Genomic DNA, 20,940 nt, shown 5'->3' with positions numbered 1-20,940 from the left:
CGTACGGGGCGGCCCTCCGGCCCGTACGGGCGCGGTCGCGGCCCGCGCGTCCCGGCGGAGGGTCAGTCCAGCACTCCCAGGTCCTGGCGGGCCGACGGGACCTCGACCGTGCCCCGGTCGTCGGTGAGGACCTGGACGGTGAACATCGGGACGCCGTCCCGGGGCACCGCGAGCATCCGGGCCGCGTGCACCTTGCCGCCGGAGACCGGTTCGACGGTCAGCGCGTAGGAGCCCTTGAGGCCCTGGGGGACGAGGTCGGTGAGGGTCGCCGTCGTGCCCGCCTTGACCGTGACCGTCCTCGACACCGGCGTGCCCGCGCCCGAACCGGCCGAGGCCGTGACCTTGACCTGCGCGGCGGCGCCGGGAGCGGTCAGGAAGAGCGTCGAGGCCCGGGCGCGGTTGTCGGCGACCGTCGCGCGGGCGGAGACCGCCGCGGCCGCCGGGACGAAGGCGACCTCGGTGTTCGCGCCCTTGCCCCGGACCACCTGGAGGGCCGCCACCACCGGGGTGGCCTTCTTCGGGTCGCTCGGGGTGAGGAGCAGGGAGCCCGCCTCGCCGCGGGTGAGGTCCGGCAGGTCGACGGAGGCCGTCATGCCGGACTTCACGTGCAGGGAGCCGGCGCTCGCCGGGACGATCGCGCCGGTCGCGGTGGCGAGCTGGATCTTCAGGTCGGCGTCGTCTTCGCCGGGCGCGAAGGCCACGAGCCGTACGGAGGTGGCGTCGCCCGGGATGCCGGGCAGCACCACGCTGCTCGCCGGGTCGGCCGAGGCGGCGAGCCAGTCGCTGCCGAGCTTTCCGTCGGCGACGGCGACGGCCGCGCCGACGCGCCCGCTGCGGGTGGTGACGTGGACGGTGACGTCCCGCTGCGCCGCCTCGCCGGTGAGGGTGGGGAGGAGGACGGGAACCGTGGAGCGGGCGGGCACCGGAACGCCCTCGGTGAACTGGGACTTGAGGACGCCCCCGGGGCCGTACAGCTCGATGTCGGCGACGGCCGCCGTGTCGTCCGGGTTGGTGAGGTGGACGTAGTCCTGGCGCTCCTTGGCGGTGGAGGCCGCCGGGAACCAGAAGTCGGTGTCGGGGGCGCCGCAGGTGAGGCCGAGGAGGCCGCGCGCGCCGCCGGCCGGGACGGCGGTGGTCTGCTGGACGGTCCAGCCGGGGGCCAGGGCGCCGGTCGCCGAGCCGGTGAGGGCGGGCACCGCCGCGCCGTCGGCCTCGGCGGTGACGGGCTTGCCGGGGGCGGTGACGGTGGCGGGGGGCGCCTGGGGCTTCCTGCCGGCCCCGCCGGCGGCCGTCGCGGCGGCCCGCAGGAGGGCCGCCGGCCGGTCGGCTCCGCCGGAGCCCGCGTCCTTGCCCGTGCCCGTGTCCGTGCCCGCCGGGGTGTACGAGGTGTAGACGGTCTCGGCCACCTCGGAGCCGCTGGGGGCCGGGCAGGTGAGGCTCGCGCGCTCGACCGGCAGCCGGGTGGTGGACTTCGCCGCGGTGGGAGCGGCGGTGCCGTCCGGGGCGGTGAGGGCGGCGAAGCCGGTGACGGCGGCGAGGGCCGTGGTGCCCGCGATCAGGGAGAGGGTCGTGCGCTTCACTGGTTGCTGCTCCCGTCGGGACGCTGCTCGGTCTCGTGGCCCTGGGGGTGCCCGTAGCCGTACCCGTAGGGGTCGTACTGCCGCTGCGGGTCGTAGCCCTGCCCGCCGTACTGCTGCGGATCGTGGCCCTGCGGGGCGTACCCCTGGCCCTGCGGGTCGTAGTCCTGACCCTGCTGGTCGTAGCCCTGGCCTTGGGGGTCGTAACCCTGTCCCTGCTGGTCGTAGCTCTGACCCCGGGGGTCGTAACCCTGACCCTGCTGGGGGTACGCGTACGGCTGCTGGTGCGGGTCGGCCGCGTACTCCTGGTAGTAGCCCTGGTCCGCGTAGGGCTGGGCCTGGGCGTAGGCGGGGTCGTACCCGCCCTCCCACTCCCGCTCCTCGGGGGACCGCTGTTCCTGGGACTGCTGCTCGGGGGGCTGCTGCTCGGGGGGCTGCTGTGCGTGGACCTGCTGTTCGTGGGACTGCTGCTCCGGAATCGGGACGGCGGCCGGGGCCGGGGCCTGCGGGTCCCGGGACGGTTCGCCCTCCGGTGTGCCGGCCGCCCCGGCCTCCGCCTCGGCCGCGGCGCGCAGGCGGCGGGCCCGGCGGCCGTCGCCCTCGGCCGCCGGGGCCGGGATCGCGACCTCTTCGTCGGGCAGGTCGTCGTCGATCTCGCGGCGTCGGCCGGGCAGCGCCAGGACGACCAGGACGACGGAGAGGGCGACCTGGGTCCAGATCCACGCGGTGTGGGTGAACGGCTCGTCGTACGTGACGTCGAGGCGGCCGCCCCCGGCGGGGAGTTCGAAGCCCTGGGCCCAGCCGTCGACGGTGGTCCTCTTCAGCTCCTTGCCGTCGAGGGTGGCGGTCCAGCCCTCGGCGGTGCGGTCGGCGAGGCGCAGGACGCGGCCCCCGGGACCCGCCGGGATCTCGGTGTGCGCCTCGACGGGGCCGGCGGCGACGGGGACGGCCCTGGCGGTCTCCTCGCCGGCCGGGGCCCCGGCCCCGGCGGCGGGCGGGACGATCATGATCCGGGCGATCTCGCGGTCCACGCGCCACAGGGCGCTGCCGTCGAGCTGGCTGAGGCGGCTGAGTCCGGGGGTGGAGTCGAGGACGCGGCTCACCTGGCGCGGTGCCCCGTCGCGCACGAGGACGTAGCGGACGGCGTAGCCGCTGAGCTCCCGGGTCTGGTCGGCGCCGGACCCGGCGACGAGGCGGGCGACGACCCGGTCGAGGTGGGAGTCGTCCCCGGCGGCGGCGGCGAGTTCGGCGTCGCCGAGGCGGGCGCCGGAGCCGCGGACCAGCGTGTAGGCGACCTCGCCGGGCGTGGAACCGCCCAGGACGAGGGTGCGGGGCTGGTCGCGGGTGCCGCTCTCCTCCGCGACGAAGGCGGGGACCTGGACCGGGTCGCGGCGGGTCAGCGGGCCGTCGGCGCCACCGATCATCCAGCTCACGGCGGCGACGGCGGGGCCGACGGCGCAGGCGAGGGCGACGAGCGCGGCGACGGGCTGGCGCCAGCCGAAGCCGTGGGCGGCGACGCGGGTGCGGCCGCCCTCGGCGCCGATCATGCCGGCGGCGACGAGCGCGGCGCCGTAGACGAGGGTGGCGGGCCCGGCCCAGCCGGTGCCGCCCGCGCCGTTGGAGAGGGCGGCGAGGAGGAGTCCGGCGAGGGCGGCGGCCCAGGCGGCGTGGACGGCGAGCCGGCGCTCCTCGCGCAGCAGCCCGGCGAGTCCCGCGAGGACGAGGCCGGCCAGGAGGAGGCCACCGGTGGTGCCGGGGCCGCCGGGGCTGGTGCCGAGCAGGTCGAGGGCGGTGGCGGTGCCCGTGCGGAGGTCGACGCCCGCCTCGCGCAGGAACGCGGAGGGACTGGTCAGAAGGGTGAGCGACCAGGGCGCGAGGACGAGCAGCGGGGTGCCGACGGCGGCGAGGAAGCGGAGCCCGTACGCGGTGATGTCGGAGCGGCGCACGGCGAGGACGCCGAGGCCGAGGAGGACGGCGAGCGGCCAGACGACCGGGGTGAAGGCCGTCGTGAGGGTGAGCAGGAGGGTGTACGCCCAGGTGGCGCGCCAGCTTCCCCGGTCGGGCCGGTTGAAGCCGTGGGCGGCGACGGCGGCGCGGGCGATCAGCGGGAGCAGGATCGCGAGGACGGCGGTGCCGAGGCGGCCGGTGGCGAGGGCGCCGGTGACGGCGGGCAGGAAGGCGTACGCGACGGCGCCCCAGGCGCGCAGGAGCCGGGACCCGACTATGCCCCGGGAGGCGAAGTAGGCGGTGAAGCCGGCGAGCGGGACCGAGCAGACGAGCAGCAGGGTCAGCGCGGTGGAGGTGGAGCCGAGGAACAGCGCGGAGAGCACGGCCAGGACGGCGAGGTACGGCGGGGCGGGCTGGGTGCCGCCGGTGCCGAGGGCGTGCCAGGCGTCGGCGTACCGGGACCAGAGGCCGGAGACGGTGTCGGGGGCGGGCAGCAGGGCGCCGCCGGCCAGCGAGCCGCCGGCGAAGAGGTTGCGGCAGGCGACGAGGGAGACGGCGAGGAGGAGGGCGAAGAGCACGGGGCCGGGGCGGCGGGCGATCTTCTTGAGCCGGGCGAACTGCTCGATCTCCAGGTAGTCGGCGTCGTCGCCGCCGGGGCCCGACTCGACCACACCGCGCCGGGAGCCGCCGGACTCGGCCTCGCCGCCGCCGACGTTGGCGGTGAGCTGTTCGAGGGCGGCGCGGACGGTGGCGCCGGGCGGCGGGAAGAGCGGGCGGAGCTCGCTCGCGGGGACGGCGGGGTTCCCGCGCCGTCTGCGGGCGGCCAGGATCTTCTCGGGGCGCAGCAGGACGGCGAAGAGGCCCATGACCTCGTCGACGGCCTGTACGGGGACCTTGCCGACGAGGTAGGCGAGGGTGCGCAGCAGGGTGCTGAGGACGAGCCGTACGAAGACGTAGGGGAGGGCCGCGCCGCGGGTGTTGACGAGGAGCGTGTAGACGGCTCCGGCCTTGTCGACGCGGTGCGGGTTGGCGGCGGTGCGGCCGGCGCAGTCGACGGTGCGGCGCTCGCGGGCGGCGGCCTCGGCGTGGCGCAGGACGGCGTCGGGAGCGACGAGGACGCGGTGGCCGGCGGCGTGGGCGCGCCAGCACAGGTCGACGTCGTCGCGCATGAGGGGCAGCCGGCGGTCGAACCCGCCCAGCTCCTCGAAGACGTCACGGCGGATCAGCATGCCGGCGGTGGAGACGGAGAGGACGGAGCGGACCTGGTCGTGCTGGCCCTGGTCCTGCTCGCGGCGGTCGAGGCCGGTCCAGCGGCGGCCGCTGCGGGCGATGGAGACGCCGGTCTCCAGGAGCTGCTTCCGGTCGTACCAGCCGCGCAGTTTGGGGCCGATGACGGCGGCGTGCGCGTCGGAGTCGGCGACGCGCAGGAGTCCGGCGAGGGCGCCGGGTTCGGGCGCGCAGTCGTCGTGGAGGAGCCAGAGCCACTGGACCGGTTCGCCGTGCGGGAGTTCGGGGAGGTCGTACGCCTCGTCGTTCCAGGTGTGATTGACGGGGTCCCAGCCGCTGGGGCGCTTCAGGTAGGGCAGGTCCTCGGGTCCGAGCACGGGCGCGGTGCGGGCGGCCTCGTCGACGGCGGTGCCGAAGCCGGTGCGGCGCGCGAGGTGCAGGACGCGGTCGTCGCCGATGGCCTCGGCGACCAGCCGTGCCGAGTCGTCGGCGCTGCCGGTGTCGGCCGCGATCACGTTCTGCGCGGGGCGTTCCTGGGCGAGCAGGCCGGCCAGGGCGTCCGGCAGCCAGCGGGCGCCGTCGTGGGTGACGAGCACGGCGGTGACGACGTGTCGCGGAAACTCAGGAGTTGAGGACATCGAGCTACGGGCCCTCCGGCCGGGGTCGCCCGCGGGGGGCGTGGGGAGCGTCTCGGACGGAGGCCCACACTAACGGCTCGCGCGGAGGGGCCGGCCGCCCCGTGGACGGAGGCCCCGGACAGAGCGGACGGAACGGTCACGGGGAGGGGCGGGAGGACGCGGGGCCGGGCGTCCGGTGCGAGTCCCGGTGTACGGGACCGGTGCGCGGGGCCGGGCGGCTCCGGCGGGACGGCTCCGGGGCGGCACGGGCCGGGGCGCGCGGGCCGGGGCGGACCACACGGGCCGGGACGGGACGGCACCGGCCGGGACGCGGGGCGACGCGAACGGCCCGCCGCCTGTGGATGGGTCACAGGGGCGGGCCGTTCGCGTGGTCCTGGTGCGCGTGCCGCCGCACGGTCCCGGTGGGCGCGTCCCGGCTCGGGGGTCCGGACGCGGTCGGGGGCCTGCGGCGGTTCAGACGGCGGCCTTCTTCAGGCGGCGTCGCTCGCGCTCGGAGAGGCCGCCCCAGATGCCGAAGCGCTCGTCGTTCTGCAGGGCGTATTCGAGGCATTCGGAGCGGACCTCGCAGGCGAGGCAGACCTTCTTGGCCTCGCGGGTCGAGCCCCCCTTCTCCGGGAAGAAGGACTCGGGATCGGTCTGGGCGCACAGCGCGCGCTCCTGCCAGCCGAGTTCCTCGTCCGCGTCCTCGACCAGCAGCAGTTCCTGGAACAACTCGGTCATGTGCGCCCCTCGTCTGTTCTGTGCGTCCCCGTGGTGGTGCCGTGCGAGCACGGCCGAACGACACGAGTGAAATTACAAGTTCGTGCTCTGTGCGAGTCAAGCCGGGATCTGCTATTGGGCCCCGTATTCACTCTGCGGAACCAAGCGTATGCGGTAAGTGTTCAAATCACCAAAAACCATGACACATGCCACTGGCGTGACCGCGCCGCGTCCCTCCACGAAGGAGGACGCCCGCGACGTGGATCTTGTTGCGACCCCCTCGCGGAAGCGATTCGGATCACATTCCGGTCACGGGTCGCCCTCCGCGCGCGGGAGCGACACGCGGGCGCCGCCGGGTCCGCGGACACGGTCGAAGCGCCATCTCTCCTGGTCCGGGCATGAGCAAACCTTTCTCCGGAGAGGGCAACCGGATGAGGTGAAACATTGCCCCCAAATCGGGCATTGGGTTGACAGTCGGGTGCCCCTCCGGCCACCTTTGGTGGCATGCCAGCGACCGCAGCGCCCTCCGTGACCCACGCCCGTGGGTTCCGTCGCGCTGTCCGGTTCGGCTGTCGCTGTTGTCGCCCCGGCTGTTGATGCCGCCAGGCCGTCGATGCCCCAGAGCTCCGGCCCCGTTTCCCCCCTCGCGCCCTCCCGCGCCCCCCGCGTCACCGCTCCCGCGTGACCCACCGCTTCCGTTTCTGCCGAGGAACCACCGCACCCCATGAACATGGACAGCGACCTTCAGATCGCCGGCGACATCCTGGAGGTCCCCCACCTCCTCCAGCCCGAGCGCGTCCACCCCGTCACCGTGGCCGAGTTCGCCGGCCTCGCGCGCTCCCTCGCGGACGACCGCTCCCACTGGGCCCCGTACGTCGAGTACGACGCCACCACCCGCTGGTACCACCGGCTGCGCACCGGCCCGGGCTACGAGGTGTGGCTGCTCTCCTGGGTGCCCGGCCAGGGCAGCGGACTCCACGGCCACGGCGCCTCCTCCGGCGTCCTCACCGTCCTGGAGGGCGAGCTGACGGAGCGTACGGAACGGGGCGCGCGCACCCTCGCCGCCGGCGCGCAGCGCGTGTTCGCGCCCGGGTACGTCCACGAGGTCGTCAACGACTCCCTCGAACCGGCCGTCAGCCTGCACGTCTACTTCCCGGGCCTGACCGAGATGCCGGTCCACGAGTCGTTCCGGGAGCGGTGCGCCCAGGCTCCCGCCGCCGCGGGGACGACCACCGCCTGACACACTGCTGTGCATGCGCATTGTGGTTCTGGCAGGCGGTATCGGCGGTGCCCGTTTCCTTCGCGGCCTCAGGCGGGCCGCGCCGGACGCGGAGATCACCGTCGTCGGCAACACCGGTGACGACATCCACCTCTTCGGCCTGAAGGTCTGCCCCGACCTGGACACGGTGATGTACACCCTCGGCGGCGGAATCGACGAGGAGCAGGGCTGGGGCCGCGCGGACGAGTCCTTCGCCGTCAAGGAGGAACTCGCGGCGTACGGCGTCGGACCCGAGTGGTTCGGCCTCGGCGACCGGGACTTCGCGACCCACATCGTCCGCACCCAGATGCTCGGCGCGGGTTATCCGCTGAGCGCCGTCACCGAGGCGCTGTGCGCCCGCTGGCAGCCCGGGGTGCGCCTGCTCCCCATGTCCGACGACCGCGTGGAGACCCACGTGGCGATCGAGGTCGACGGCGAGCGGCGGGCGGTGCACTTCCAGGAGTACTGGGTCAAGCTGCGCGCCTCCGTGGACGCGAAGGCCGTCGTGCCGGTCGGCGCGGAGACCGCGAAGCCGGCGCCGGGCGTCCTGGAGGCCATCGGGGAGGCGGACGTGATCCTCTTCCCGCCGTCCAACCCGGTCGTGTCCGTCGGCACGATCCTGGCCGTGCCCGGCATCCGCGAGGCGGTCGCCGCGGCCGGGGCGCCGGTCGTGGGCCTCTCTCCCATCGTCGGCGACGCGCCCGTGCGCGGCATGGCCGACAAGGTCCTCGCTGCGGTGGGCGTGGAGTCCACGGCGGCGGCGGTGGCCCGGCACTACGGCCCCGAACTGCTCGACGGCTGGCTCGTGGACACCGTGGACGCGGACGCGGTCACGAACGTCAGGGCGGCGGGCATCGCCTGCCGCGCGGTGCCGCTGATGATGACGGACGTGGACACGACGGCCGCGATGGCGCGCGAGGCCCTGGCGCTGGCCGAGGAGGTGCGCGGGTGACGGACGCCGCCGCCCCGGACGGGGCCGCCGCCTCCCCCTGCGGGACCGGGTCCTCCTCCCACGGGCTCTCCTCCTCCCACGGGTCCTCCCCCCGCGGGACCGCCGCCCCGGACGGGGACGGCGCCTCCCCTTACGGGACCGGTCCCGGCCCCTCGTACCGGGTCTGGGCGCTGTCCGGACTGCCGGAGGTGACGGCCGGGGACGACCTCGCCGGGATGATCGCCGCCGCCGCGCCGGACCTGGCCGACGGGGACGTGCTGCTGGTCACCTCCAAGATCGTCAGCAAGGCGGAGGGGCGGGTGGTCGCCGCCGGTGACCGCGAGGAGGCCATCGACGCCGAGACGGTGCGGGTGGTGGCGCGGCGCGGCACGCTGCGGATCGTGGAGAACCGGCAGGGCCTCGTCATGGCCGCCGCCGGGGTGGACGCCTCCAACACCCCCTCCGGGACGGTCCTGTTGCTGCCCGAGGACCCCGACGCCTCGGCCCGGCGCATCCGGGCGGGACTGCGGGACGCGCTCGGGGTGGACGTGGGGGTCGTCGTCACGGACACCTTCGGGCGGCCCTGGCGCAACGGGCTCACGGACGTGGCGATCGGGGCGGCCGGGGTGCGGGTCCTGGACGACCTGCGCGGCGGGACCGACTCCCACGGCAACCCGCTGAACTCGACCGTGGTCGCCACCGCCGACGAACTCGCGGCCGCCGGCGACCTGGTGAAGGGCAAGGCGGCCGGGCGCCCGGTGGCCGTCCTCCGGGGCCTGCCGCACGTGGTGGCCGGGGACGGGGAGCCCGGGGCGCGGGCGCTGGTGCGCGGGGCCGCCGACGACATGTTCCGGCTCGGCACCTCCGAGGCCGTGCGCGAGGCGGTGACGCTGCGGCGGACCGTGCGGCGGTTCACCGCCGAGCCGGTCGACCCGGGCGCGGTGCGGCGCGCGGTCGCCGCCGCCGTGACGGCCCCCGCCCCGCACCACACGACGCCGTGGCGGTTCGTCCTCCTGGAGTCGGCGGAGTCGCGGACGCGGCTGCTCGACGCGATGCGGGAGGCGTGGATCGCGGACCTGCGCCGCGACGGGAAGTCCGAGGAGTCGATCGCGAAGCGGGTGCGGCGCGGGGACGTGCTGCGCAACGCCCCCCACCTGGCCGTGCCGTGCCTCGTGATGGACGGCTCCCACCACTACGGCGACCCGCGACGGGACACCGCCGAGCGCGAGATGTTCCTGGTCGCGGCGGGCGCGGGCGTGCAGAACTTCCTGGTGGCGCTGGCGGGCGAACGGCTCGGCTCGGCGTGGGTCTCCTCGACCATGTTCTGCCGGGACGTCGTGCGGGAGGTCCTCGGCCTGCCGGACCACTGGGATCCGCTGGGCGCGGTGGCGATCGGCCACCCGGCGGCGCCGCCGGGGGAACGGCCGGCGCGGGAGGCGTCGGAGTTCGTCGAGGTGCGGTAGCCGGGACGCGCGGGGCGGGTCACGGGGGCCGGACGCACGCGCGGAACGCCCGTGGAGCCGCGGGCGCCCCGCGCGTGCGCGGCGGTCAGGCCTCGCGCTTCTTCACCACGTACTCCCCCTCCTTCGCCGCCAGCGCGAAGAGCTCCGTGAGCGCCTCGGCCCGTTCCCGCAGGTCCTCCAGGTAGCCGTGGGCGAGTCCGTGCCGGAAACCGAGCACCGAGGCGTCGGTGGACGCGAGCAGGGCCCGGAAGTCGACGGCCGCCAGCGCCTCGGCGGTGGCGGTGACGTCGGCGAGGTCGAGGTACCCGTACGTGGTGCCGTGCCCGTCCTCCCCCAGGTACTGGGCACCGCTGGTGGCGTTCTCCGCGGCCTCGGCCCCCAGGGCCGGCGTCAGCACGGCCCGCAGCGACCGGTCCTCCTCGTCCAGGGCGCAGTAGGTCCCGGCCGGGGAGCCGCCGGCGTCGTCGTCGCCCGCCGATCTCAGGAGGGCGCTCTCGATGTCCTCGAAGCGGCGCAGGACGGTGTCGGTTCCCTCGTGCACGGTGTCCCCGGACATCCGCGTGAGCGTCAGGCCCATGGCTTCTTCCCCTCTTCCCCTCGTCCCTCTCCCTGTTCTTCCCTGGACTTCCGGGTACCCCGGATTCCCGGTTCAGAGCGCCGCGATGTTCCCCGGGGTCATGCGGGGCGCCCGGCGGGGCGGGACGCGGCCGCCGAGGAGGATCAGGCGGGCCGCGCGGTGGCGCTGGCCCGCGTAGGGGGCCAGGAGGCCGAGCATGGCCGTGTCGTCGGCCGTGCGGTCGCCGGCGAGGGCCCAGCCGATGATTCCGGGCAGGTGGCAGTCGCCGGTGGTGACCTCGTCGGGGGCGCCGTGGGTGCGCTGGACCACCTCGGCGCTCGTCCAGGGGCCGACGCCCGGGACCAGTTCCAGGCGCCGGCGGGCCTCGGCCGGGGTCATGTCCGCGGCCTCCTCCATGCGGCGGGCCACCCGGCACACGCGCAGGACCGTCGAGGCCCGCTTGTCGTCCACGCCCGCGCGGTGCCACTCCCAGGACGGGATCAGGCTCCACGTGCGCGCGTCGGGCATGACGTACATGCCGTCGGGCGCGGGGCCCGGCGCGGGCTCGCCGTACTTCCGCACGAGCAGCCGCCAGGCCCGGAACGCCTCGTCCGTCGTGACCTTCTGCTCCAGGACCGAGGGGATGAGCGACTCCAGGACCAGGCCGGTGCGGACGAGGCGCAGGCCGGGGCGGCGGCGGTGGACGGCGGCGAGCAGCCTGTGGCGGGGCACGAAGGCGGCCGGGTCGTCCTCGGCGCCGAGGAGGGCCGGGAGGCGGTCCAGGAGCCAGGGGGCGCCCGGCCCCCACGCCCCGGCCTCCGCCACGCCGTTCCGCACGGCGACGCGGAGGGTCCCCGGGCCCTCGGGGGTGCGGGTGGCCCGCCAGTACGAGCCGTCCGGGGTCGCCCGGTAGGTGGGATCGGCGGGGCCCCGGCGGAGGGGGCCGAGGGTGAGGGCCGGGTCGAGCGGCTGCTCCAGGGGGAGGGAGCGGACCCGGGGCGCGGGGGCGCGGCCGGCCACCCGTACGGGGGCGGGGGTGGGTCTCTGGGGGAAGCGGCCGGCCATGGGGACGAGGGTAACGGGACCGGCCCGGTGCCGGTCTCCCGTACGGGACCGGGCCGGGCGGGGTGGGGCCGGGCCGTGCGGGGCCGGGCGAAATCGGCTCCGGAACCCGTACGGGACCGGCTCGGAACCCGTGCGGGACCGGCTCGGAACCCGTGCGGGACCGGCTCGGAACTCGTACGGGTTCGCGCGAGCCCCGGAGGCGCGCCCCCGCCCGTACGGGTTCCCGGACCCCTACTGGTCCGACGAGAAGCGGATCGCGCCCGCCGGAAGGGTCGTGTCGCACCAGACGCGGGCGCCGTCGCGGAGTTCGTTGTCGGGACCGACCCGGGCGCCGTCGCCGATGACCGCGCCGGTGAGGACCGTACGCGCGCCTATGCGGGCGCCCGCGCCGATCAGGGAGTCCGTGATCACCGCGCCCGGTTCGACGACCGCTCCGGCGAGGAGCGTCGAGCCCGTGACGCGCGCGCCCTCGCCGACCACCGCGTCCGCGCCGACGACCGTGCCGCCGGTCAGCTTGGCGTCCGGGGCGACGCGCGCCGACGGCAGCACCAGGCGGTCGCCGCAGCGGCCCGGGACGGCCGGGGAGGGGGCGCGGCCGAGGACCAGGTCGGCGGAGCCGCGCACGAAGGCCTGCGGGGTGCCGAGGTCCAGCCAGTACGTGGAGTCGACCATGCCCTGGAGGTGGGCACCGGAGGCGAGGAGCTCCGGGAAGGTCTCGCGCTCGACCGAGACGGGCCGGCCGGTGGGGATGGTGTCGATGACCGAGCGGCGGAAGACGTACGCGCCCGCGTTGATCTGGTCGGTGACGATCTCCTCGGGCGTCTGCGGCTTCTCCAGGAAGGCCGTGACGCGGCCGGTGGCGTCCGTGGGGACGAGGCCGAAGGCGCGCGGGTCCTCGACCCGGGTGAGGTGCAGGGAGACGTCCGCGCCGGATTCGGCGTGGGTGGCGACCAGGGCGCGGATGTCGAGGCCGGTCAGGATGTCGCCGTTGAAGATGAGGACGGGCTCGTCGGGCCCCGAGCGCAGCCGGGAGGCCACGTTGCGTATCGCGCCGCCGGTGCCCAGCGGCTCCTCCTCGGTGACGTACTCCAGGCTCAGGCCGAGCGAGGAGCCGTCGCCGAAGTGCGGCTCGAAGACCTCGGCCAGGTAGGAGGTGGCGAGCACGATGTGCTCGACGCCCGCCGCTCGGGCGCGGGCCAGCTGGTGCGTCAGGAAGGGGACGCCGGCCGCCGGGACCATGGGCTTGGGGGTGTTGACCGTGAGGGGCCGCAGCCGTGTCCCCTTGCCACCGACCAGGAGGATCGCTTCTGTCACCTTGTCGTCTCTGCTTCCTGTTCGGGGCCCGTCGGCACGCCCGTCTCGGTCGTCCCTGCGATATGACCGGTCAGTTTATGCAGATGGTTGCCCCGGGGACCCCATCAGCTCCTTCCCTGGTACGACGCCGCGCTCGTACGGGCCGTGCCGAGCCGGCCGTACAGCTTCGCCCCGGGACAGTCCGTGGCGAATCCGTCGCGGTGTCCGGCGATGGCGTGGAACCGGACGCTCGTACCCTTCTTGTACAGGTTTCCGCCGCCCGAGACCAGGGTCACCGTTCCCTTCGGGTTGATCCCGTGGAGTCCCAGCTTCCAGGCCGTCAGACGGGCCACGGCGTTCACGGCGGCGGCCGGCGGGGCGGTCTTGCCGAAGCTGCCGAGGACGGCGACGCCCATGGTGTTGGTGTTGAACCCGAGGGTGTGCGCGCCGAGCACCGGCTTCGCCACGCCGCCCGCCCGGCCCTCGTAGATGTTGCCGCACTTGTCGACGGCGAAGTTGTAGCCGAAGTCCCGCCAGCCGCTGCTCTTGACGTGGTAGCGGTAGATGCCGCGCAGGACGGAGGGCGCCTGGGCGCAGGTGTAGTTGTTGCCGGTGGCGCTGTGGTGCACGAAGGCCGCCTTGATCGTCTTCGTGTAGACGAAGCCCTTCTCGCGGATGCTCTCGTCCGCTCCCCATCCCTTACGGGTGATGATCGCGGGCCGGGGACCGATGTACGGCTTCGCGGCCTGGGCCTGGGCCTCCTGTGCCTGGGCCTCCTGTGCCTGGGCCTCCTGTGCCTGGGCCTCCTGTGCCTGGGCCTCCTGTGCCTGGACCGCCTGCGTCTGGACCTCCTGCGCGCGGGGCGGGAGCAGGGCCGCGGCCTCGGTCGCCTCCTTCGTCAGCGCCGGAATCCAGTTCGCGCCGTACGCGGCGAGCCGGGCGTTGGCCGCGCTGACGGCCGTCTCCGCCGCGCTCAGCCCGGCCAGGAGGCCCGGGAAGGCGGGGAGGGAGGAGGCGGCCGGGAGCCCCGGGAGCGCGGGGGCGGCCTGGAGGGCGGGGACGGTCCCGGTGATCGGGAACGCCGGGGCGGCCGGGGCCGAGACGGGAGGCGGCGGGACCCGGGGAGCGGTGGAGGCCTTGGACGCCGCAGGACCCTCGGGGGCCTTGGGGGTCTTAGGGGTCGTGGGGGCCTTGGCGGTCATGGGGGCCTGAGAGGTCAGGGCCCTCCGGGTCGCGTCGGTCGCCGGAACCACGGCGGCACGGGCCTGCGGCGGGTTCGTCCCCGTCCCCGTGACCGGCACCGCCGGCCCCGACTCCATCTCCCCCGTCCCCGTCCCCGTGACCGGCGCAGTCCCCGTCTCCGTCTCCGTCTCCGTCTCCGTCTCCGTCTCCGGGAAGGTGACCGGTTCCGTGTCGGCCTCCGTGGCCAGGGCGGACCGCGTCTCCGGCTCCGGGTCCTCGCCCGGGTCCACCAGTTCGAGGCGCAGGCCGCGCGGGAGCGGGACCGTGCGGCCCGTGCCGTCCGCCTCCGCCCGTACGCGGAGCTCGACGCCGTCCGAGTCGCCCACCCACAGGGGCGCCGTGGAGCCGCGGAGCCCCCGGGCGGAGCCCTCCTCGGTCCCCGGGTCGGCCCCGTGCTCGTCGTTGTGGGTCTCCACGTCCTGCCACTCCGACCAGGCTCCGCCGCCGGTGGCCCGGGTGCGGACCTGCACGGTGCCGCGCAGCGGGACCTCCGGGTCGTCCCAGACCACGCCGACGAGCGAGAAGGGCCTGACGTCGCGCCGGACGATCCCCTGTTCGCCGGAACCGCCGCCGGCCCGGGAGGAGGGGCCGAGCGGGGACAGCGGCAGGGACTGGGTGGAGCCCGGCGTCTCGGGCGCGGGTGGCAGCGCGGAGACCGCCGGTGGCTGCCCGAACACTCCGGCCGCCGCGGGCGCGGCGGAGGAGACCGGCAGGGCGAGGGCCGCCGCACAGGTGACGGCGAGCGAGGAGGTGAGTGAGGCACGCATAGGCCGATCGTGCGTACCGCCGGACCGTTCCGCGCGCCGGGAAACCGCCCGGAAAGCGGCGGCCGGTCGGCCCGACCGGTGGACCCCGTCACCGGTACGGCGGACCCCGGCGCACCCGCCCGCGTACGCTGTCCGGCGTGAACGCCAGCGACCGCACCCCCGCCGACCTGCTGCGATCCGCGCTCGCCGCGGACCCCGCCCGCCCCTTGGTCACCTTCTACGACGACGCCACCGGTGAGCGCGTGGAATTGTCCGTCGCCACCTTCGCCAATTGGGTGGCCAAGACGGCGAACCTGCTCCAGGGCGAGCTGTCCGCCGCGCCCGGCGACCGGCTCGCGCTGCTGCTGCCCGCGCACTGGCAGACCGCCGTCTGGCTCCTCGCGTGTTCCTCCGTCGGCGTGACCGCCGAGGTCGGCGGCGACCCGGCCGGGGCGGACGTCGTGGTCGCGGGGCCGGACGCGCTGGAGGAGGGGCTGGCCTGCTCCGGGGAGCGGATCGCGCTCTCCCTGGCACCGCTGGGCCGCCGGTTCCCCGCCGTGCCCGCCGGTTACGCGGACTACGCGGTCGAGGTGCCGGGCCAGGGCGACCGGTTCGCGCCGTTCGTCCCGGTCGATCCCGAAGCTCCCGCCCTCGTCGTCGACGGTACGGAGCGCAGCGGCGTCCAGCTCGTCGAGCAGGCGCGCGTGGACGCGGCGGCGCTCGGCCTGGCGCCCGGCTCCCGGGTGCTGTCCGGTCTCGGCTACGGGGACTGGGCGGGGCTCTCGACCGGCCTGTACGCGCCCCTCGCCGCCGGCGGCTCGGTGGTGCTGTGCCGGAACGCGGACCGGCTCGCGCCCGGTTCGCTCGACGGGCGGGTGGAGAGCGAGCGGGTCACGCACTCGGTGCTCTGAGGCGTCCGGCCCGGGCGCCGGTTGACCCCGTTCGGCCCATCGACGCGCCGAGTCCCCGGGTTCGCGCGCCCGCTCCGGTGGATGATCGGCCGGGGGGAGTCGACTCCTTCCGCACAACCAAGCGTCGGATTCGGCCGTCTTCCTCTGCGACCGGTGGCCGTCCGACGTGCCGCCGACGCCACGAAGGACGGACGCAGACGTGACGGACCGCGCGGGCACGCCCGCCGAACCGGACCCACCGGCGCCCGAGGAGACCGCGACCGGCGCTCCCGGGGGCGGGCCCGCCGGTGCCCCGGAGGAGCCGGCCCCCGGGGACGCGACGGCCGGCACCCCCGGGGGCACGGACGGCGGCGCTCCCGGGGACGCGGACGGCACCCCGGGGAAGCCGCGCCGGCACCGCTGGCTGCGCTGGGCCGCCCTCGGCGTCTCGGTGACCGTGCTGGCCGGGGCCGGGGCGGGCTGGTGGTTCTACCGCAAGCTCGACGGCAACATCACCACGGACACCGGCGCCGCCGACGAACTGCGGAAGTACGAGAAGGAGCGCCCTCCGGCGAGTTCCTCGGCCGCGCGGAACATCCTGCTCATCGGTTCGGACACCCGGTCCGGCGAGGAGAACGGCAAGTACGGCAGGGACAAGGGCACACAGCGTTCCGACACCGTGATCCTGCTGCACCTGGCGGCGGGGAAGCAGAGCGCCACCGCCGTCTCCCTGCCCCGCGACCTGATGGTCACGGTCCCCAGCTGCCGGCAGGCCGACGGGAGCCGTACCCGGGAGCGGTTCGCGCAGTTCAACCAGTCCTTCGAGGTCGGCGGCGCGGCGTGCACGATCCGCACCGTCGAGAAGCTGACCGGCGTCCGGATCGACCACCACATGGTGATCGACTTCCGGGGCTTCAAGAAGATGGTGGACGCCGTGGACGGGGTGGAGGTCTGCCTCAAGGAGCCCGTGGACGACGCCGACGCGCACCTGAAGCTGCCCGCCGGGCGCCAGACGCTCCACGGGGAGCAGGCCCTCGGTTTCGTACGGGCCCGGAAGTCGATCGGCAACGGCAGCGACACCGACCGCATGGACCGTCAGCAGCGGTTCCTCGGCGCCCTCGTCAACAAGGTGCAGAGCAACGGGGTCCTGCTGAACCCGGCCAGGCTCTATCCGGTCCTGGACGCGGCCACGAAGTCGATCACCACCGACGAGGGGCTCGACTCGATGCGGGACCTGTACGACCTGGCGCGCTCGATGCGGGCCGTCCCGACGGAGCGGGTGCAGTTCCTCACGGTTCCCCGCCGCCCGTACGCGTACAACGCGAACCGGGACGAACTGGTACAGCCTGCGGCGAGCCGGCTCTTCGAGCAGCTGCGGAAGGACGAGCCCGTGGCGGTGGAGCCCGGCGAGAAGGAGAAGGAGGGGACGGGGAGCCGGCCGCCCGGCGACGCGGGCACGCCCTCCCCCTCCGCGGCCCCCTCCGCCACCCCCACCTACACCGGGCGGAACGCGGCGGAAGGGGTGTGCTCGTGAACGGGGGCCGCGAGAACCTCGTGCGAAGGATGAGTAAAGGGCGAACCAAGGGGAGGGCGGGGCCGGATGCCGTTTGACTCGATTGCCCGGTTATGGGGGGCGTGGACTTCGTCACGGTCGTCGCCCCGCGCCGAACTGGGCGGATACTGTGACGCGATCCGGTGCACTCCGACCACGTGGTCGTCGCACTCACCAAGGATCGAACGACCGAGAGAGCGGCGCCCCCTGGGGAAGGCGCCTCGCGTGGCACCGACGGAGGATTCGAGTAACCGTGGACGCGCACAGCCGTGGACAGGCGGACGGGATCGACCCCGCCGACCAGTGGGTGCTCAACCCGCAGACGGGCAACTACGAACTGCGACTGGACCACTCCGCTGAGCACCCGCGGACCCCCTCCCGGTCCCGTGACGCCGCGGCCCCGGCCACCGCGCCCGAGGGCGGGACCGCCACCGCGACCGAGGCCGCCGTCCCCGGCCAGCGCAGGCGCCGGGTCCCCGAGCAGAGCCGGGGCGGCCCGCAGCCGCCCGCGAGCCGCCGCAGGCCCAAGCAGGGCGCCTCCCGCAAGAAGAAGGTCCTCCTGTGGACGGGCGGCACGATGGCCTTCGTCCTGGTGGGCGGGGGAACCGGGGCGTACCTGGTCTACGAGAAGCTCAACGGCAACATCGGCACGGTGGACGTCGGCGACGCGGCGGTGCAGACGCCGACGATGGACGGGCCGCTCAACATCCTGATCATCGGCAACGACGTCCGGACCGGTGAGGGGAACGAGAGCTACGGCAACAAGAGCAACGTGACCGGCCACGCCGACACCACGTTCCTCATCCACGTCTCCGAGGACCGGACCAACGCGACGGCCCTGAGCATCCCCCGGGACCTCAAGACCGAGATCCCGGACTGCCCCACGAAACAGCCCGACGGTTCGACCAAGGTCATCCCCGGCTCGGTCGGGAAGACCAAGTTCAACGAGTCGTTCGGGGTCGACGGCCGCGACCCGGGCTGCACGATGCGCACCGTCACGCAGATGACCGGGGTGGGGATCAACCACTTCATGATGGTCGACTTCAACGCCGTCAAGACGCTGTCGACGGCCGTCGGCGGCGTCAAGGTCTGCCTGACCAAGCCCCTCCGGGACAAGAAGTACTCCAAGCTCGACCTGGCGGCCGGCGACCACCGCATCCAGGGCGAGCAGGCGCTCGCGTTCCTGCGCAACCGCCACGGCCTCGGGAACCAGAGCGACCTGGACCGCATCAAGATGCAGCAGCAGTTCCTCGCGTCGATGCTGCGCCAGCTCAAGGAAGACACCCTGGACAGCCCGACGCGGCTGCTCTCGGTCGCGAACGCGGCGACCGAGGCGCTCACGGTGGACAAGGGGATAGGCAGCGCGCTGAAGCTGACCGCCCTGGCCAAGGAGATCGGGAAGGTCGACCTGAAGAACATCAGCTTCATGACCGTCCCCGTGGTCGACAACCCGGACGAGCCGCCCACCAGGAGGGCGACGGTCGTCCTCCACCCCACCAAGGCCTCCCCGGTGTTCGAGATGATCAAGAACGACGTCTCCTTCACCGCGGTGAAGAAGAAGGAACAGGACGCCAAGAACGCCCAGGCGCAGGCGCAGGCCGCGCTCCTCAAGGGCACGCGGTCCACCGCCGCCCAGGTGCGCGTCGACGTCTACAACGGCAGCGGCATCCGGGGCGCGGCGCAGTCCACCATCAACTGGCTGCAGAACGAGCAGGGCGTGACCCGCTCCACCAACAGGAGCAACGCCCCCGAGAAGGCGGCGAACACCACGCTCACCTACGCACCGAACCAGGCCGATCAGGCCCGCAAGCTCGCGGACATGATGGGTCTGCCCGCCACGGCGCTCAAGCCGGGCACACAGGACGCCGGGGAGCGCGAGCCCATGACGCTCGTCCTCGGCGCCGACTTCAAGGGCGCGGGGGTGCCCGTCAACGGCCCGGCGAAGGCGCCGGACGTCGAGAAGGTAGAAGCTGACAAGAAGGTGTGCGCCAAGTGACCCGGAAACACCGGGCTCTGGCGTGCTCCTGATTCATGAGGGGACCTGGGGTGGGACAGAGCAGCGTGCGCGGGGAGGGAACGCGGAAGAGCGTTCCGCACGCCCGTGAACTGGGCTGGGACGACGATCTGCACGGTGCGGGCGAGGCGACCGGTGCCGGCGCCTCCGACGGGACGGAGGCCCCCGACGGGGCCCCGGACGGGACGACCCGTGCCGAACGGCGGCGCGGCGCGGCCGGCACGGCGGGCGATGACGCGCGGAGCGGACACCGCCGCGCCGGCTCGCGGCGGCGCACCAGGAAGACGGGCAAGCGCAAGACGCTGCGCTGGGTGGCGGTCACCCTCGCGCTGCTGATACTCGGCACGGCCGGCGCCGGATACCTGTACTACGAGCACCTGAACGGCAACATCCGCAGCGACAGCCGCGCCGGCGGCGAGAGCGGCGTGAAGAAGGCCGCGCCGAACGCGCTCGGCGACACCCCGCTGAACATCCTGCTGATCGGTTCCGACAGCCGCGAGGACGAGAAGAACATCGCCCTGGGCGGCGGCCGCGACGACAAGAACCGCGCACCGCTCGCCGACGTGCAGATGCTGCTGCACGTCTCGGCCGACCGGCAGAACGCCTCGATCGTCTCCATACCGCGCGACACGGTCGTCAAGATCCCCGAGTGCAAGGACAAGGCCGGCAAGACCTACCCGGGCACGAACAACCGGCCGATCAACGAGAGCCTGCAGCGCGGCGGCCCCGGCTGCACCCTCACCACCTGGGAGAACCTCACCGGGGTCTACATCGACCACTGGCTGATGGTCGACTTCGCCGGTGTCGTGTCGATGGCCGACGCGGTCGGCGGCGTCCCGGTCTGCGTGAAGACCGGCGTGTGGGACAAGCCGACCCGGGACGTGAAGGGCGGCTCCGGCCTGAAGCTGCCGAAGGGCACCACCGAGGTCCAGGGCGAGCGGGCCCTCCAGTGGCTGCGCACCCGGCACGCGTTCGGCAGCGACCAGAACCGCGCCAAGGCCCAGCACATGTACATGAACGGCATGATGAAGAAGCTCCAGAGCCAGAACGCCTGGAGCGACACCGGCCGTCTGATGAGCCTGGCCGACACCGCCACGAGGGCCCTCCAGGTCTCCGACGAACTCAAGAGCGTGAAGAAGCTCTTCGACCTGTCGATGCAGCTCAAGAACGTCAAGATCGAACGCCTCACGACGGCCACGGTCCCGACCGTCGAGTACCCGCCGCGGCGCAAGGAATGGCTCCAGGTGGTCCCGTCCGCCGCCGACAGGATGTGGGCGATGCTCCGCGAGGACGTCGCCTTCGACAAGAACGGCGACAAGGCCGGCGCCAAGCCGAAGCCGGCGGCCTCCGCGAAGCCGAAGACGCCCGCCGACGCCCCCGGCTCCTTCGCCGTGACGGTCGTCAACGGCACGGCGGGCGACGGCGAGCCGCCGGCCGAGGGCAGGGCCGGCAAGGTGAAGGAGATCCTCCGGGGCAAGGGCTTCACCCAGGCGGACGCCTCGAAGGAGGCCCAGCCGCGCAAGGACACGATCGTCTGGTACCCGACCGCCGACGGCGAGCGGGGCAAGGCGAACGCCCTGTCCGTGGCGAAGGCCCTGGGCCTGCCCGACGCCAAGGTCCGCGCCGACGCCAAGACCGGGGGCATCACGCTCGTGGTGGGCTCGGACTGGCGCGAGGGCTCCGTCTACAAGAAGCCGGCCACCGTCGCGGGCGACCTGCCCCAGGGCGCGGACGACAAGGCGGACTGCATGGACATCTACTCGGTCTACCGGTGGGACGGGAAGAGCTGACCCCGTTCCCCCCGCACACGGCGACGGCCGGACCCCGGAAGGGGTCCGGCCG

14 protein-coding genes are annotated in these 20,940 nt (G+C 74.4%); 7 read left to right on the top strand and 7 right to left on the bottom strand.

What is annotated here, in order from left to right:
- Window positions 1-62 precede the first annotated feature (62 nt).
- The 3 genes from ACZ3IL_RS19390 to ACZ3IL_RS19380 all read right to left on the bottom strand — a co-directional run bounded on the left by ACZ3IL_RS19390 (window position 63) and on the right by ACZ3IL_RS19380 (window position 6,109).
- Window positions 63-1,580 (bottom strand): DUF5719 family protein, encoded by a 1,518-nt coding sequence (locus tag ACZ3IL_RS19390; protein WP_467391638.1) that lies wholly within the window; start codon window positions 1,578-1,580, stop codon window positions 63-65.
- Window positions 1,577-5,389 (bottom strand): glycosyltransferase family 2 protein, encoded by a 3,813-nt coding sequence (locus ACZ3IL_RS19385; RefSeq protein ID WP_467391637.1) that lies wholly within the window; start codon window positions 5,387-5,389, stop codon window positions 1,577-1,579. Before ACZ3IL_RS19385 ends, ACZ3IL_RS19390 begins: the two co-directional genes overlap by 4 nt.
- Before the next feature lie 453 nt (window positions 5,390-5,842).
- Window positions 5,843-6,109 (bottom strand): WhiB family transcriptional regulator, encoded by a 267-nt coding sequence (locus ACZ3IL_RS19380; protein WP_030759721.1) that lies wholly within the window; start codon window positions 6,107-6,109, stop codon window positions 5,843-5,845.
- A gap of 703 nt (window positions 6,110-6,812) precedes the next feature.
- Here ACZ3IL_RS19380 and ACZ3IL_RS19375 point away from each other — a divergent pair.
- From ACZ3IL_RS19375 to ACZ3IL_RS19365, 3 genes are all read left to right on the top strand, one after another.
- Window positions 6,813-7,328, top strand: coding sequence for a cysteine dioxygenase (locus tag ACZ3IL_RS19375; RefSeq protein ID WP_467391636.1), 516 nt, complete (start codon window positions 6,813-6,815; stop codon window positions 7,326-7,328).
- A gap of 13 nt (window positions 7,329-7,341) precedes the next feature.
- Window positions 7,342-8,298, top strand: a complete 957-nt coding sequence (cofD, locus tag ACZ3IL_RS19370; RefSeq protein ID WP_467391635.1) for a 2-phospho-L-lactate transferase — start codon at window positions 7,342-7,344, stop codon at window positions 8,296-8,298.
- Window positions 8,299-8,468: 170 nt separating this feature from the next.
- Window positions 8,469-9,740 (top strand): coenzyme F420-0:L-glutamate ligase, encoded by a 1,272-nt coding sequence (locus tag ACZ3IL_RS19365; RefSeq protein ID WP_467391662.1) that lies wholly within the window; start codon window positions 8,469-8,471, stop codon window positions 9,738-9,740.
- Between the two features lie 85 nt (window positions 9,741-9,825).
- On the opposite strand, the gene ACZ3IL_RS19360 is transcribed toward ACZ3IL_RS19365, so the two are convergent.
- The 4 genes from ACZ3IL_RS19360 to ACZ3IL_RS19345 all read right to left on the bottom strand — a co-directional run bounded on the left by ACZ3IL_RS19360 (window position 9,826) and on the right by ACZ3IL_RS19345 (window position 14,663).
- Complete coding sequence (locus ACZ3IL_RS19360; RefSeq protein ID WP_467391634.1) at window positions 9,826-10,317, bottom strand: DUF1877 family protein; 492 nt, start codon at window positions 10,315-10,317, stop codon at window positions 9,826-9,828.
- A gap of 72 nt (window positions 10,318-10,389) precedes the next feature.
- Entirely contained in the window at window positions 10,390-11,361 is a 972-nt protein-coding gene (locus tag ACZ3IL_RS19355; RefSeq protein WP_467391633.1) for a DNA-3-methyladenine glycosylase family protein, read from the bottom strand.
- Between the two features lie 231 nt (window positions 11,362-11,592).
- The gene (gene manB / locus ACZ3IL_RS19350) at window positions 11,593-12,675 is read right to left on the bottom strand and encodes a mannose-1-phosphate guanylyltransferase (protein ID WP_467391632.1); all 1,083 of its coding nucleotides are present in this window, start codon (window positions 12,673-12,675) and stop codon (window positions 11,593-11,595) included.
- 104 nt (window positions 12,676-12,779) lie between these two features.
- Window positions 12,780-14,663: a peptidoglycan recognition protein family protein gene (locus ACZ3IL_RS19345; RefSeq protein WP_467391631.1), complete on the bottom strand. Its 1,884-nt coding sequence runs from the start codon at window positions 14,661-14,663 to the stop codon at window positions 12,780-12,782.
- Between the two features lie 137 nt (window positions 14,664-14,800).
- Between ACZ3IL_RS19345 and ACZ3IL_RS19340 the strand changes: the two genes are divergently transcribed.
- The 4 genes from ACZ3IL_RS19340 to ACZ3IL_RS19325 all read left to right on the top strand — a co-directional run bounded on the left by ACZ3IL_RS19340 (window position 14,801) and on the right by ACZ3IL_RS19325 (window position 20,888).
- Window positions 14,801-15,553 (top strand): TIGR03089 family protein, encoded by a 753-nt coding sequence (locus ACZ3IL_RS19340; RefSeq protein WP_467391630.1) that lies wholly within the window; start codon window positions 14,801-14,803, stop codon window positions 15,551-15,553.
- A 199-nt stretch (window positions 15,554-15,752) separates the two neighbouring features.
- The gene (locus tag ACZ3IL_RS19335; RefSeq protein WP_467391629.1) at window positions 15,753-17,066 is read left to right on the top strand and encodes an LCP family protein; all 1,314 of its coding nucleotides are present in this window, start codon (window positions 15,753-15,755) and stop codon (window positions 17,064-17,066) included.
- Window positions 17,067-17,337: 271 nt separating this feature from the next.
- Window positions 17,338-19,080 (top strand): LCP family protein, encoded by a 1,743-nt coding sequence (locus ACZ3IL_RS19330; protein ID WP_467391628.1) that lies wholly within the window; start codon window positions 17,338-17,340, stop codon window positions 19,078-19,080.
- 50 nt (window positions 19,081-19,130) lie between these two features.
- Window positions 19,131-20,888: an LCP family protein gene (locus tag ACZ3IL_RS19325; protein WP_467391627.1), complete on the top strand. Its 1,758-nt coding sequence runs from the start codon at window positions 19,131-19,133 to the stop codon at window positions 20,886-20,888.
- Window positions 20,889-20,940 lie beyond the last annotated feature (52 nt).

The organism is Streptomyces sp. NPDC014907 (genome assembly GCF_055562975.1).
Note: the sequence above shows the minus strand (reverse complement) of the source record. Positions and strands in the feature narration are given on the sequence as shown.